Annotated in this window: 17 protein-coding genes; 12 read left to right on the top strand and 5 right to left on the bottom strand. The window is 47.0% G+C overall.

Going from position 1 to position 14699, the window contains the following annotated elements:
- Nucleotides 1-72: 72 nt before the first annotated feature.
- Genes C7R91_RS03825 through C7R91_RS03815 form a run of 3 tightly spaced genes read right to left on the bottom strand, consistent with a single transcriptional unit; the run spans nt 73 to nt 1893 of the window.
- A complete protein-coding gene (locus C7R91_RS03825; RefSeq protein ID WP_047073570.1) occupies nt 73-270 on the bottom strand; it encodes a hypothetical protein in 198 nt (65 codons plus the stop codon).
- Nucleotides 260-1180, bottom strand: coding sequence for an ABC transporter ATP-binding protein (locus C7R91_RS03820; protein ID WP_047073571.1), 921 nt, complete (start codon nt 1178-1180; stop codon nt 260-262). Before C7R91_RS03820 ends, C7R91_RS03825 begins: the two co-directional genes overlap by 11 nt.
- A complete protein-coding gene (locus C7R91_RS03815; RefSeq protein ID WP_052773438.1) occupies nt 1180-1893 on the bottom strand; it encodes an ABC transporter permease in 714 nt (237 codons plus the stop codon). The genes C7R91_RS03820 and C7R91_RS03815 overlap by 1 nt, the downstream gene beginning before the upstream one ends.
- A 108-nt stretch (nt 1894-2001) precedes the next feature.
- Between C7R91_RS03815 and C7R91_RS03810 the strand changes: the two genes are divergently transcribed.
- Nucleotides 2002-2718: a response regulator transcription factor gene (locus tag C7R91_RS03810; RefSeq protein WP_047073574.1), complete on the top strand. Its 717-nt coding sequence runs from the start codon at nt 2002-2004 to the stop codon at nt 2716-2718.
- On the top strand, nt 2715-4454 hold the full coding sequence (locus tag C7R91_RS03805) for a sensor histidine kinase (protein WP_047073577.1): 1740 nt from the start codon (nt 2715-2717) through the stop codon (nt 4452-4454). The genes C7R91_RS03810 and C7R91_RS03805 overlap by 4 nt, the downstream gene beginning before the upstream one ends.
- Before the next feature lie 53 nt (nt 4455-4507).
- Here C7R91_RS03805 and C7R91_RS03800 read toward each other — a convergent pair whose 3' ends face one another.
- On the bottom strand, nt 4508-5002 hold the full coding sequence (locus tag C7R91_RS03800; RefSeq protein ID WP_047073579.1) for a GNAT family N-acetyltransferase: 495 nt from the start codon (nt 5000-5002) through the stop codon (nt 4508-4510).
- 250 nt (nt 5003-5252) lie between these two features.
- On the opposite strand from C7R91_RS03800, the gene C7R91_RS03795 reads away from it, so the two are divergent.
- From C7R91_RS03795 to C7R91_RS03755, 9 genes are all read left to right on the top strand, one after another.
- Nucleotides 5253-5843 (top strand): hypothetical protein, encoded by a 591-nt coding sequence (locus C7R91_RS03795; protein WP_047073581.1) that lies wholly within the window; start codon nt 5253-5255, stop codon nt 5841-5843.
- A gap of 5 nt (nt 5844-5848) precedes the next feature.
- Nucleotides 5849-7261: a phage tail protein gene (locus tag C7R91_RS03790; protein ID WP_047073583.1), complete on the top strand. Its 1413-nt coding sequence runs from the start codon at nt 5849-5851 to the stop codon at nt 7259-7261.
- Nucleotides 7258-7890, top strand: a complete 633-nt coding sequence (locus C7R91_RS03785) for a hypothetical protein (RefSeq protein WP_047073585.1) — start codon at nt 7258-7260, stop codon at nt 7888-7890. The genes C7R91_RS03790 and C7R91_RS03785 overlap by 4 nt, the downstream gene beginning before the upstream one ends.
- A gap of 2 nt (nt 7891-7892) precedes the next feature.
- On the top strand, nt 7893-8417 hold the full coding sequence (locus tag C7R91_RS03780) for a hypothetical protein (protein ID WP_047073586.1): 525 nt from the start codon (nt 7893-7895) through the stop codon (nt 8415-8417).
- Between the two features lie 13 nt (nt 8418-8430).
- A complete protein-coding gene (locus C7R91_RS03775) occupies nt 8431-8826 on the top strand; it encodes a DUF4280 domain-containing protein (protein WP_047073587.1) in 396 nt (131 codons plus the stop codon).
- A 23-nt stretch (nt 8827-8849) separates the two neighbouring features.
- Nucleotides 8850-11315 (top strand): DUF8616 domain-containing protein, encoded by a 2466-nt coding sequence (locus C7R91_RS03770; RefSeq protein ID WP_052773439.1) that lies wholly within the window; start codon nt 8850-8852, stop codon nt 11313-11315.
- Between the two features lie 23 nt (nt 11316-11338).
- The gene (locus C7R91_RS03765) at nt 11339-11689 is read left to right on the top strand and encodes a hypothetical protein (protein ID WP_047073588.1); all 351 of its coding nucleotides are present in this window, start codon (nt 11339-11341) and stop codon (nt 11687-11689) included.
- Nucleotides 11690-12021: 332 nt separating this feature from the next.
- Nucleotides 12022-12372, top strand: coding sequence for a hypothetical protein (locus C7R91_RS03760; RefSeq protein ID WP_141336888.1), 351 nt, complete (start codon nt 12022-12024; stop codon nt 12370-12372).
- Between the two features lie 43 nt (nt 12373-12415).
- A complete protein-coding gene (locus C7R91_RS03755) occupies nt 12416-12823 on the top strand; it encodes a hypothetical protein (RefSeq protein WP_047073590.1) in 408 nt (135 codons plus the stop codon).
- A gap of 229 nt (nt 12824-13052) precedes the next feature.
- Here the strand turns inward: C7R91_RS03755 and C7R91_RS03750 are convergent, their stop codons facing one another.
- Nucleotides 13053-13934, bottom strand: coding sequence for a YitT family protein (locus tag C7R91_RS03750; protein WP_047073591.1), 882 nt, complete (start codon nt 13932-13934; stop codon nt 13053-13055).
- 238 nt (nt 13935-14172) lie between these two features.
- On the opposite strand from C7R91_RS03750, the gene C7R91_RS03745 reads away from it, so the two are divergent.
- Entirely contained in the window at nt 14173-14658 is a 486-nt protein-coding gene (locus tag C7R91_RS03745) for an SRPBCC family protein (protein ID WP_047073592.1), read from the top strand.
- Nucleotides 14659-14699: the final 41 nt, after the last annotated feature.

Here is a 14699-nt window from a genome sequence, read left to right as displayed (position 1 = left end):
CCTGTTAGGATAACGGCAAACTCCAGATACCTACTGGCCATGCGAATCTTCCCCCATTTATATGAATCTGATTTATCGTTCGTATCTACTAACCGGATCTTTCATTTTTTCATGCTGACTCTTCCTGAACTTTGTGATGAAAAAGATGAGATTGAGGACAATCAGGCCAATCGTGATTGACATACTTCCGGTGGTCATGCTTTTTCCTATCGAGATGTTGAAAAGCAGCATCCCGGATAGGAGCAGGACAAAAACGAGATTAAGCATCATGAGACTCTTCCCCCATAAAAATTCGTTCGAGCGAAGGGACTTCAACGTTCACGCCATAAATATCCACGCGTGCCTGAACAAGAGCACGAACGAGGGTTGCCACCTTTTGATCGTCATCGACCTGGATCGAGAGACGACCGTCTTCCCAAATCGTATTGCGCCCGAGGGATTCGATAAAGGTGCGCAGGTTTCCAGAATCCTCATTAGTAAAAGGCGAGTGACGTACGTTCACAGATCGCCATGCCTGATGGGCAGCTTGCAGCTCATCGAGAGTGCCAAGTGAACTGATCTTTCCGCTTTTCATGATGGCGATACGGGTACAGATTTTCTCGACTTCATTCAAATTGTGCGAGGTCATGAAGATCGTTTTTCCTTGTTGATGGAGCTTGCGCAGCAAATTTTGAATATGCAGGGCTGATTCGACGTCTACGCCAGAAGTAGGTTCATCAAGGAAGATGAGCTCCGGGTCTCCGACTAATGCTTGGGCAATACCCAGCTTCTTTTTCATACCGAAGGAAAAGGTTTTGGCTTTGCGGGATGCATGCTCCTCAAGCTCAACGGCTGTCAGGATGCGCATACAGTCTTCCTTTGTGAGTGTGACGCCTTTTACCCGAGCGAAATAGTGCAGGTGCTCCGCAGGAGATAAATGGTCGTAGAAGGTGGAGTAATCCGGCAGTACGCCAATTCGTTTTTTCCATCCTTCTGTACGGGCATCCTCTCCAAACATGCGGATGGTGCCCGCAGTCGGAATCAGAATGCCTGTCAGCATATTAATAAAGGTCGATTTACCTGCGCCGTTTCGACCGAGGAATCCAAAAATCTCCCCGCTGTGCACAGTAAGACTGACGTCATTCACGACCGTGCGATTGCCAAAGCGCTTGTTCAACTGTATGGTCTCGATCATTGCCATTAACAATCCCTCCGTCGGAATAAGTACATAGAAGCGATCAGGAATGCTGCTGCATAGAGCCAAATGAAGCCGGTCCAGGCGCCGTCTTTTTCCATAAATGAAAAGGGTGTCAAATATTTAATCCATGGTGCTGCTGGGTGACTTGAGAAGGTGCTCCACAGTCCGAGACCTGGCAAGATCAGTGCGATCACAATTCCCAAAAACATCGTGTAGCTGGGGCGAGGTATCACGAGCGAGAGCAGCAGTGCCAGCGAGATGCAATAGATAAGCAGGGATACGCAAAGGTAAAAGGTCTTGGCGTCAAACGTTTGTACGGTGGCGAAAACTACGCCAAACGTAATAATCATGCAGGTTAGCCAGAAGAACGCGACTCCGAGAAATTTCCCCAAAATGATCTGATTGCGTGAAGTCCGGGTGACGAGAAAGCGAATCGTCCTGCCCGCTAGCTCACGATTTATGACATCATGAGACAGGCTGAATACAAACAAGGGCCCGAACAGCATGATGAGTACAAAGATACCAAGCGCATGTCCCTGCGCCAGCTCCGTTTCTGGGAGAAAGCTTGCTGCCTGATTGACGAGGTCAGAAACCAAGTACGAGATGCCGACGATAAAGGCAACGGTAATTAACGATTTGATACTTTTAAACAACCGAAAAAATTCGTGTTGGCAAATAGCCCACATAGGTGAATCCGCTCCTTTCTCCTTCATCATAATGGTCAGACCTTTCCCCTACTAAAACGCTACCTTACCATTTCCTTATCTTTTTTGTTGGCGCCGTTTCTCATGGTAGAATGAATGACAGCAAGGGAGGGAACGGACATGGAAAAAGAAGCAAGAATCTTGCTGGTAGATGATGAAGAGTCAATTTTGCAGATGCTCCAAACAGTGCTGAAAAAGGAAGGCTTTGTCCAGATCGATACATGTACGACAGCAGCAGAGGCGATTCGTCTCGTGGAGGAGAAGACATATGACTTGTTGATTCTGGATGTCATGCTGCCTGATAAAAATGGATTTGAGCTGTGCGGAGCCGTGCGCCAGCGAACGAAGGCACCGATCTTTTTTTTGACAGCGAAGGGCACGGATTTTGATAAATTAAGCGGATTTGCTTATGGAGCGGATGATTACATAACGAAGCCTTTTCATCCATTAGAGGTCGTTGCCCGGATGAAGGCTCATCTGCGCAGAACCTTGGGGGGATCTGCTCCATCGCAGGAAGAAAAGCGCTTTGATTTTGGACGTTTTCAAGTAAATGTGGAGGCAGCCGAGCTGTTCGTGAACGGAGAACGAGTGGACTGCCCGGCGCAAGTATTTTCATTGCTCGTCTTTTTTTGCCAGAATCCGAACCGGGTATTTACGAAGGAGCAAATATACGATCATGTATGGAAAGACGAGTACGGGATGTTTGATGAAAATACAGTCATGGTGCATATTCACAAGCTGCGTCAGCGGATAGAAGAAAATCCGGGTCAGCCAAAGCTCCTGGTCACGGTGAGAGGACTGGGCTACAAGCTGGTTAGTCCGGCAAGACAGTCATGAATTTGCGGAACAAGCTGATTTTTCAATATGTCCGGCAACTGTTCGGGTTTCTCCTCGTTTTGCTGCTATTTCTAATTATCGCGATGCTGGGGTTAGGCTGGCGCATTATGAACGAGCAGTTGTCTATCGATTTGTCCCGGCTGGAAGCATCCGATTTGACATTGAAGATGGAGTATGAGGGGAAACGTATTCACGTCGATCCGGAAATCGAGAAGAGCGTGGCGAGACATCAAGGCTGGTTGCAGATTATCGACAAGCACGGAAAAATTCTGTACAACTATCGGACACCTGCTGACGTTCCCAGTCAATTTGGGCCGGGAGAGTGGATCAGCTATGTAGAAGATCGTGATGCTTCTCGCTATCACGTCACGCACTGGGTTATAAACGAGTTTGACGAAAACATGATCATCCTCTATGGAACACCTGCTCCAGAAAAAGAAATGATGCAGCGCCTGATCGCAGCAAAAACGGGAACGAGCAAGGAGACATGGGACGAGTTGAACAAAAGCTTTTCCCAAGTAAAGGCATGGTACTTGGTATACGATCATACGGGGAAACTCATCCATCAATGGAATCACCCGAACGCTTCTGCCCAGTTGGACATGACGGAAGCTCTTCAGAACGGCGAGACAGCAAAAAATGTTCCTGTCCGTATCACGAGTCGATATGACACGAAGAGCGACTTGACATACGTAGTGGGCACTCCGAATCCAACCTATCAATCTGGTGTCCAAGAAACGTCTGAGGATGCCGTGGTCAAGGAAACGTTCCTTCAGATCGGTATTTTTTTGATTCTGGTCGTTCTATTCGCAGGCAGCTGGTATGCGTGGCGGGTAGGAAAGCCGCTCTTGCACATGGTGAATTGGCTGGAAAGACTGGCCCAAGGCCGCTATGAGGAGCCCATCGGGAAAAAAGGGAAACCAATCGGAAGGAATTGGCGAGGGAAAGAAAAGAAGTCATTTCGTGTTTTCAAGGACGTATTTGACGCTCTCCGGCATCTGAGTGAAACCTTGCGCTCCAACGAAAAGCTTCAGCAAGAGATCGAGCAGACGCGAGAGGAATGGATTACGGGGCTCTCCCATGATCTCAAGACACCGCTGAGCTCGATTTACGGTTATGCTACCTTTTTGGAGTCGGAACAGTATGAGTGGGACAGAAAAGAAGTTAGCGAATTTGGGAAGACGATACGCGAAAAGTCAGACTACATGAACGGGCTGATTGAGGATTTGAATTTGACCTATCGACTCAAGAACCAAGCTTTGCCGATGGTCAAACAACCTGTCCCTATCGTAGAAACGATTCGCAGGATTGTGGTGGATATGGTGAACGATCCGAGCTCGTCTTTGCATGACATCGAATTTTCGGCGAATGTCCAATCGATAACGGCAGAGGTCGATCCAATCTGGTTTCGCCGCATCATCGTCAACATTTTGACAAACGCGATCAAGTATACGCCGGCAGGTACACACGTGCTCGTAGAGGTACAGTCGATTGCAGCCGATCAGTTTGTGGTCAAAATTGCGGACAATGGTCCAGGCATGGATGAGACGACACTGGCCAATCTGTTTGATAGATACTACCGAGGTGGGCATACAGGAGAGAATACCAGTGGAACGGGGCTGGGTATGGCGATAGCCAAGCAGCTCGTTTTGGCCCACGGGGGAGAGATTACGGTGGACAGCAAGCTGGGTAGCGGAACTGTTGTCGCGATGACCTTTCCTGCGGTTATCAGCTAGTTGGTTTTCATGAAAAAAGCCAAGGGATTTGTGTTGTCCCTTGGTTTTTTCTGCTATGGTCTCGAAATGAACGTTTGTATGACTTTGCCATCCTCTTGTCGCTCTTGATAGTGATTGGCTGTGTAATCGCGGATGCTGGCACGCCAAAAGCCGATGGCAGGCACGTTGTTTTCCAATTGAAAGACTTCCCAGGCGCCCGGGAACATTTTGAAGATTTGATGAGACACCGCTTTTCCGATCCCCAGCCGACGGTAGCGTTTCATGATAAAAAATTCAGCAATGGAGTAGATTGATGGAAAATCTGGATTAGTGCTTGTGAGCAGGCGGACGAGGACAAAACCAGCCAGCTTACCATTAACCTTGATGAAAAAGGGATGACGTTCTGGTTCGACCCAATACTTCTCAAAGTAGTCATAGCCAAACAAGCCGTCGTCATCTACTTCGAAAGGCTCAAACTCAGTGAAGTCGTACGTATACAGCTCCAACAGTTGCTTGAGAGCGTGCTTCTGTTCAAAAGGAACTCGCTCTATCGAGAATGCTTGATTCACTGAGAAACCCTCCTTTTTCCTTGAGATATACGAGTATCGTACTCTATTTTTTAGGTTGTGGAAACATATGGTATATATTTGGCGACCCCAAACGAGCAGTCTGTACTCGTTTGGGTTATTTTGTTTTTTCGGACTGTCCACCATCAACTTACTATTTTTTGTAAAAATACCTATTAAATATTCCGATATAGATAAAAGGAATTATTGGTATAATGTGGTAAAATCTCTAAAGATAAAGGCGGAACGATCAATGGAATATATGGATGAAAAAATACTAGCAGTATTGAATCAAGCAGAAAAAGCGAATGTTCCCAATAACATTAGCGCGGGTCCAGTCAGGGTGGGGAACCGCTTTTACGAGTTTGAGCAGCAGGCATTCTGGGAGAACAAAGTACACATGTTTATTCCCAAAGATTTTGAAGACATGCCCGAACAGCAACGGGCGCTCAAATATCCTTACGAACAGCGGCCGCAGATCATCAAAAGCGACGAGACTGGCAGCATCAATTTCACGTTGAACCGGGTCGATCAAGATTTGCAGGACCAGTGGGTCAAGCAGCTGACGGACGGGATGAAAGCCATGATCAAACAAGCGAATCCGGCAAATGTCTTCTATACAGACGGAGTAGAAGTCGTAGCGGAAAAACAGGTCGGCTACTTCGAATTTAAAAGTCCCGCACTAGATGGTTTTCTTTATCACCTCATGTTTTTCTTTGCATTTGAAGGGAAAATGGCCATGGGTACTTTTTGCTGCCCTTATGCCAAATATGAAGAGTGGCGGGAGATTGCCTTTCAAGTCATACGGACACTAAGCGTCACAGAAGAGGATAAAGGAGAGTAGCAAGGATGAGCCAATCCGTCCTTACGTATGCGAACATCTATATTTCGCCCTATCAATTCGAAAAGATAACTCAGTTGAGTCTGATTAAACAGGTGAACGATCATATCAAACTGACTCTCAATGGAATCGTGCCCGAAGAAAAGCTGGACCAGTACGTCGAGCGAGCGGATGAGAATGAAAGAATCGAAGTGTTTGTTCAAGACGGCAGTTGGAAACGCATTTTGTTCCAAGGTATTGTGACGAAACTGTCTGTTCATGCGGCCAGAGATGTCAGAAGTATCACCATTGAGGCGTATAGCGCAACCTTCCAAATGGATGTTGCGAAGAAAACCCGGTCCTTTCAAAACAAGCATCTGGCCTATCGCGACGTGTTTGCTTCTATCACCGGAGAGTATACCGGGGGCGATGTGGTCGATGAAGCATCAGGCGGCAAGCAGATCGGGGGATTGCGAGTTCAATACAAGGAAACAGATTGGGAGTTTGCGAAGCGACTGGCTTCTCATTTTCACGCTCCACTGGTGCCTGTCTGCACACCAAAAGGACTGAGGTATTTTGTTGGAATCCCTGATTTGGGTGAACCGCAAAAGCTTGAGGAATACAATTACACCATCAAAAAGAACTTGATGGAATACAGGTTGAAATCGGAAAACGACAAGCAAGGCATCAGTGAGCAAAACACGATTAGTTATGAAGTTACCAGCAACAAAATACTGGATTTGTGTAGTCCGGTTACGTTTCAGAGGCGTACTCTTTACGTCTATAGAGCCGAGACTCGAATCGAACACGGGATTTTGGTCAACCACTACGTCTTGCGCGATCAAAAAGGTTTAGGATGTTTCACTCTTTTTCCCACAGAGTTGGCTGGCTCCTCTCTATTCGGAAAGATTTTGGATGTCTCTAAAGACACAGTAAAAGTACATCTGTCTATCGATGAAAAACAACCTGTCGGTGAGGCGATTTGGTTTCCTTATTCCACTGTGTACTCGTCCCCCGACGGCAGCGGCTGGTATTGTATGCCGGAGATCGGGGATGAGGTTCGCCTGTATTTTCCCGATGCAAAGGAAGAAAATGCGATTGCCGCAAGCTCGGTGAATCTTGAATCCTCCGATCCCAAAAAGCGCAGCGACCCCTCCGTCAAAAGCATCAGCACCAAATACGGCAAGCAGATTATCTTCCAGCCAGGAGCGATCGAGATTATCGGCAATGGTAAGCTGTTGATGCGTCTGACAGACGAAGGTGGTATCGAGATCAACAGCGACAAGAAAATCATCTTGACAGCCAAGGAGGATATTGAAATCACAGGGGGCGATAAGGTGGTCATTCATGGAGAAGCAGGCGTGGACATGAAGCAGGCAGATGCCACCCTGAGCATCATAGACGATGTGACCTTGAGCGGAGCGAAGGTACATATCAAATGAGCAAGCTGATGGACAAGCAGGCGGCGATGCAGGATTTTTTGCAGAATCATGTGTTGGATCGCTGGCAGTACGATCTGATCGAGATTGACCAGCGGTACAACGAGCAGAAGGATCACATCGAGAGTAGCTTTTGCGACACGTTTGATGAACTGTGCACGCAGGCATTCATGCAGCAGCAACAGGGGAGCAAGGGGGAGATCCACACCATTTACGTCTCTTATCTGCGGACTGGTATCATGGAGAACTGCGCCACGTACCGTATAGACGCATATGATGAAAACTGGTTTTTGGATCGGACGGAATGTTCCGTGCTGTGGGACGCTTACTTTATCTTTGCCCCGTTGTTCGAACGGGTGAAGAAGCTTGAGAAGATAAAGTCTGCCTATGCCAGGAAGATAACATCGATGGATATCGAGAGGATCAAGCAGATGGAAGCCATCAAGTATCACCTGCTGGCAGTGGAATTTATGAGAAGTATGGTGCCTGTGCTCTTGGAAAGCCCAGGATACCGTCAGATGACCAAATCCCCGAAGATTTGCCTGTTTGCCGGAGAATATCGGGATCAATGCGAAGTTCTGTACCAGAATCCTGACTCGGTGAACGAGGAAACCAGTGGAGCAGGTGCGTAAACATGGATTACTTTTTGCTGAAACAAGATGAACGATATACGGATGTGCCGATGTTCCTGGATGTACGCAAGAAAATAGATACTCGTGATATTCACCGTGTGCGCGCCCATAAAATCGCGGACCCGCTGATCCTTCAGATCAAGTCGGAAGCGGAGAGCAGCTTTCTCGACATCCTTGAATACCCGCTGTTTCTGCTGTCGGACAAGCTGAAGCGATTGGTAGAAGCGTACGAACCAGACACCCTGTTTAAGTTGACTCCTCTGATTGATCTCTCCCGCCATCTGCAAAAAAACTATTACCTCCCCATCTTTGATGAAGTGGAAGTAGTTAGCACTCACGCCGAGTTTCATCGAGGTAACAGCCAGATTAAAAAGCTGGTGCTGAAGGAAGAAAATATGCACGGGAAAAAGATTTTCCGGATCAAAGAGAGCGAAAAACCGCTGATCGTTGTGCGCCTGGATGTGGCCGAGAGCATCCTGCGGCGGGATTTGACTGGAATCCGGCTGGAACGAGTGCCGGTTGAATAGAGGAGGGTCGATGATGCAGGAAGGACCACGCTATGTGGTGAGAGGGGCAAAAATGCGCTGCAATTGCGGCAGCCATCAGAGGAGGATTAACCTGCCTGTCAGCCACGGCTCGTATGTGAACGAAAAACCAATGATGAACATAGAGGATTACAAACCAGTAGAGAACATCGCGCATTTTGGCATTTGCCAGAGTCCAACCAATCAAAATAATTCCATTATCTATCTGATTGCAGAAGACGGGCAGAACATATCCGGCAAGCCCTGCACCCCAACGATCTGCGCTCCTTGGATCAAGGTGAAAGACGATACAAAAGTGGCAGGCAAGGCAGCTCTGACAACCGATTCCCTCCTAATCTGCGGATACGATGGCGTCATCAGGTTCTTCTCAGACGGACAGCATGACGAGTAGATCGACATGGAGGCGGGCGAGCTATGACAGGGTATGAGCGGATCCGGGTAACAGCACCTTACCGGATCAAACAAATCGAAGACATACAGCTGGAATGGAGGCCGAATGAACACGCGTGGCTGCACCTGCGCGGTATCGTGGACGACAGTGAGAAGGTAAACGCTGTGCTGCAGGCTGCCTCAGAAGATGAAATTCATCTGTATGAAAGCGACGGCGAGACCGAAGCTACTATCTTCAAGGGCTTGGTGACCTCCGTCCAGATCACCAACACCCAAGGGGTGTACACCATAGAGCTGGAAGGGCTGTCCGGCAGTTTTCAGTTGGACATCAAGAAAAAGCGCCGTTCCTTTCAGCAGATCGACATGACATATCCCAAGCTGGTGCAAGAGGTGATCAAGAGCTATCCGGGTCACAACATGATCAACAGCATCGGCGATGGGGTCAAGATCGGAGAAGTGATCATCCAGTACGATGAAACGGATTGGGAACTGCTTAAGCGGTTGGCTAGCCATTTTCATGGTGTTCTCGTCAGTGATATCATGGAGGCAACACCGCGGTTTTCTTTCGGACTGACATACGGAAAAAGCTACACCCTGCCGGACGATGTGTCGTATACGGCGAGCAAGGATTTGCTGGCCTACCAAAAAGCGGGTGGCGATGCGGCGGACTTGCACGATACGGATTTTTTCACCTATGAGATCGAGTCCGGCGAGCGGTACGCGATCGGGGATGAAATCCAGTTTCGCAACAAGCGGATGGTTGTCAGTGCAGTGAGCGCCCGTATGCAGCAGGGGCTCTTTCGCTATACCTATCGTTTGTCCCGGCTGGACGGCATTCGGCAGGAGAGAATCCATAATTCGAAGCTCTCCGGAGTCTCTCTGGAAGGCAAGGTGCTCGCGGTAAAGGGAGAGCAGGTCAAGCTTCATCTGGACATTGACAAAGAACAGTCAAAGGACACGGCATGTTGGGTCCCTTTCGCCCCGCCAACAGGTAATATGATGTACTGCATGCCACAGGTGGGAACGCAAGCCAGCCTGTACTTTCCCGATGCGACGGGCAAACAGGCAATGGTGCTGGGCAGCGTGCGCAAAAACGGGGACAGCTGTGCGAAGACAAGCAACCCGAACATTCGGTACTTTGGCACGGAGCACGGAAGCGAGCTGGAGCTGTCGCCTACTGCGATTAACATCGTTAGCGGCAACAAGGAGCCGTTGAAGCTGACCTTTGACGACAAAGTCGGGATTACCATGACTAGCCACAAAAAGCTGGTGATGAACGCCAAGGAAGAGATTTCGCTGTATACTCCGAAGCGAATCGTGATTCAGGCGCAAAGCCAGTTTTTCGCCAAGAAGACCCGTGCGAAGAGCGGGTTTACAATCGAGAGTGAATACCACTTTCTCGGGGCTGTGGTTCAGGCGGAAGGACGAGACAGAACGACGTTTCCGCCATATAACGATGAACCGCAGAAAGGAACGCCACCACCGCCTGATCCGCCGTTTAACTGGGGGAAGCTGTTAGTAGGCGTGGTAGCTGCTGTAGCGATAGTAGGGTTTGTGGCATTGTCGGTAGCCACGTTTGGCGCTGGTGCAGTTATTGGGGCAGCAGCGGTAGGGGCAGCCCTCGGAGCGATTGGAGGAGTTGTCGCGACCGCCTCATCCGATATTGCAAACGGAAAGATGAGCAGTCTTTACGATTACGGAAAGAGCGCCGCACAAGGAGCCGTGATCGGTGCGATATGCGGAGCCATATTTGGTCCGGCCGCAGGGATAGGCGGAGGAGCGGTTATCCCCATGACGGGAGGCCAAACAACATTGAGTCTTGGCTCCGGTATGTTTATTGGCGGGTCATCGGGTTATATTGACTATGTGGGACGTGAACTGTGGGATGGGCGGACTCCGGATGCAGGCAAAGCATTAGAATCTTTTGCGTTTGGAGCTGTGCTAGGAGGTGGCTTCACGCTTGGAGCGTCCTGGCTATCGCAAGGACTTAGCAAGATTAAGGGAATGGGCAAAGGCGGAGCTGCGCCGAAGAGCGAGGTGCCGAGTGATGCTGGTGGTGTATCTGCCGGACAGGCAATATTTGAGAGTCCTGATTTTAGGTATTTTAATAACGTGTCAAATAGAAAGGATATTGATCCAGATGGCTTCTTTGATGTAATCGCTCATGGTTCCCCTAAAAAAATACAAATACAGACATCACGAGGAACTATACTGGTTGATCATAGAGTTGCCGCCCGTCTCATACAACAATCTCCAGGATATAAAGGTCAGAATATTAGATTGCTTTCGTGTGAAACTGGTATGAGCTATCAAGGCTTTGCACAGAATCTTGCAAATAAACTTAATGTAGAAGTAAAAGCTCCCAATAATACAATTTGGGCATATCCAGATGGAACGATAGTTGTTGCTCCTAGAATGGTATTAAATCCCAACTTGCCGGATTTGAGTAAGACAGGGAAGTTCACGACATTTAAACCAGGATACAAATAATTAGTTGGGAGTGATTGAGAAGTATGTTTACATGTGAGAAATGTGGTGCTGTTCTTCAAAAACTACAGGGTGATAGTACTATTGGTATGATTTGTCCAAACTGTTCTTGGTCAGTAGTATCAACGAGGATTTCTCCAATTTTACTAGATGAAACGGATTTTTATGTTTATTTAAAGAACGGAAATCCTAAAGATTCAGAGCATATAAAGGTTGTTTCAAAAATTTCTGGGAAGAATTTTTTGAGTACAAGAGCCACTTTGATGCAAGATGAACCACTTATTTTTAAAGGAAAAGCAAACCAAGTATCAGAAATAAAAGAACTCCTAGATACAAACCATTTGATATACAATATTAGACCGGACTGGCCATATTAGTGAGAAGTGATCGGTTAATACAAACTTGGTGGGGGATATTCAGTAAAGTTACACTCTATAACATAGATAGCCCAGTTGTGTACCGACTTTTCCAAGTAAATTAACGAGTGGGGAAAATCCATAGTAAATCATAACAATATACGATTGATAAAATTTCAAAGGTTTATTCCAACTTAAATAATAGGGAGGAATGAGCCTTTTTACATGCCTCAGGTGAGCACGTAAGTCAGCCTGTACTTTCCCGATGTGGCGGGTCAACAGGCGAAAGTGACGGGCTGTACAACAATCCGAACAGTCCTTTCAACAATTTAAAAAGCGCCACACAAGGAGCCGTGATTGGTACGATATGCGGAGCTATATTTGGTCCAGCCGCGGGGATCGGTGGAGGAGCAGTTATCCCCATGACGGGAGGCCAAACAACATTGAGTCTCGGTTCCAGTATGTTTATTGGCGGGTCATCGGGTTATATTGACTATACGATACGAGAAAAGGTTCATTTCTTCCTGAGACTTTATCAGCCAAGGTACATCAAGAAGGCCCTGATTCAATCCGTCATTGCGACTATCATTAATGGCGACTCATATAAATTATATGCAAATAGATTGTATGAGGCATATCATTCGAAGCAACCGTATCTCGATATCGCATATGTAAACCGTACTGGAACTGCTAGACGAAATTAGGCAGAGGCTTTGGCTAGATAAATGAAAGGATATGTTAAATGAAATGGCTGTAATGAGAGACATATGCGCTAGTTGTGGAGAAAAAGTCGATATACACGTAAAACAATATATAGTAAACGATACAATTGCTTGGAGTGAAGCCTACAGTTGTACAAAATGCGGAAATGAAGTTGTAAGTGATGATTGGGGGGACCCTACTCCAAATGAAGTAAGAAAAGCAATTCTAGAACAAGAGGGAGAATGGGAATTTTTCGTTCTGAAGCCTGTGGAGAATAAAGCCCAAATTCTAAAAAATTTACGCAGTGCATTAAACCTTACCTTACAAGGGGCATCAAGTCTACTAAAAAAAATACCTGGTGTTTTAATGGTGGGTACATTCCAAGAGATGTTGTTATTGAAAAAATTGTTAGCATTGCCAGATGAGAATATAACCATTAATCGCACCAAGTAATTTTATACCATTGATATCAATTGCTTGGTTCTTTTCAATTCCCAGCGATAAACAGTATAAAAAATACGATTATTATAAATCCCATCATTATGAAATCAATGTAAAAAACAATAAGTCAGATAGACAAAAGAAAGTCTTTGAAAATATTACGATAAATTATTAACATACAAAAAATACCCTATAGACAGACGTTCCCCAACGCCCACTCTATAGGGTACATTTTTTTCGTTTAATGAATCGCTTTCTTCTTAAACTGCCCACCGCGCACATCGTGAATATTGCCGACAGCCAGGAAGGCATTCGGGTCCACTTCTTCCACGATCAGCTTCAGCTTGGCTTCTTCCAAACGCGTAATGATGCAGAAAATCACTTTCTTGTCGTCTCCGGTATAGCCGCCTTCCCCATTCAAATAGGTAACGCCACGGCCCAGACGAGCAACAATCGCATCTCCCAAATCCTTGTGATTGTCGCTAATGATCCATACCGCTTTCGACTCCTGGAAGCCTTCGATGGTCAGATCGATCATTTTGAATGCAATGTAATAGGCGATCAGCGAGTACATCGCGCGATCCCAACCGAATACAAATCCGGCACTGCTCAAAATGAATAAGTTCATGAACATTACGATCTCACCAACGGAGAACGGAGATTTCTTGTTAAGCAGTACAGCGACGATCTCTGTACCGTCCAGAGAGCCTCCATAACGGAGAACGAGTCCTACACCAATCCCGAGAAGGATGCCGCCAAAAACAGCTGCAAGCAGGGGATCATCCGTTAGCCCTTCGACAGGGTGAAGGAGTGTCGTTCCGATTGACATGATCGTAACCCCGAAGAGGGTTGAGAGTGCAAACGTTTTTCCGATTTGCTTGTACCCTATGATCAAGAAGGGCAAGTTAAGCACAAACAGGAAAACGCCAAGAGGGATTCCAGACAGATGCGAGGTAATGATCGAGATACCTACGATTCCACCGTCGATAATATTGTTCGGTACGAGAAAAATCTCGAGCGCTACCGAGAACAGGGAAGCACCAATCAGGATACCGAAGATCCTCTTGAGCAATTTTCCAATGGGTAATTTCTGATGAGCCGATTTTGCAAGTGGTTGTTCCATCGTTCCTCTCCCCATTGTGAAATTTTTTACTTACTTAGCTATTATAGCATTCATTCTTATGCGATTACTGCATAATTGCACTTTTTAGTAAAAAATATTCCATTCAGACTTGTTCAGACTCATTAATACGCTTGAAATCTCGTTCGGGCGTGAATGTTGAAGTGAGTGATCTGTATTGACTGGTTATACAGAAATTGCTATTTTCAAACTGTTAGGAAAATAGTTGGGGGGATATTCCATGGGTTTCTTGAAAGCGGAGATAGAAGTATCATCATCTATAGAGCTGGTTTGGTGGGCATGGACACGAAAGGAACGGCTTGTTCAATGGTTTGCGCCTGATGCAACGATTGAGCCGTACCTGGGCGGAGCGTACGAATTGTACTTCCATCCAGCCAATCGCGACCAGATGGGGACGAAAGGTTGCATCATTACCCATTTTGAACCGAAGGAGCGCCTGGGCTTTACATGGAAGGGACCGGATGAATTCGCAGATACTATGAATCACGAGGATGCTTTGACTTATGTGCTTGTCACCTTGTCTGAAGCAGAGGGGAAAACGCAAGTATTGGTCGAGCATTTCGGTTGGAAAGAGGGAGAGGAGTGGGAAAAGGCTCGGGGCTGGCACGAAACGGCTTGGTCTCATGTTCTGGGGAGCCTGAAATCTGCACTTGAGTCGGGCAAAGGAGATCTATGCTGCTCTCCACAGGCTGCCCAGCAAGGATAGATTTTGAGGATGCGTCCGTCATGGCGAGCCAATAGACGTGA

It is taken from the genome of Brevibacillus formosus, assembly GCF_003013405.1.
In the GTDB taxonomy this organism is placed as follows: Bacteria; Bacillota; Bacilli; order Brevibacillales; family Brevibacillaceae; genus Brevibacillus; species Brevibacillus formosus.
This window is presented reverse-complemented; position numbering and strand designations above follow the sequence as displayed.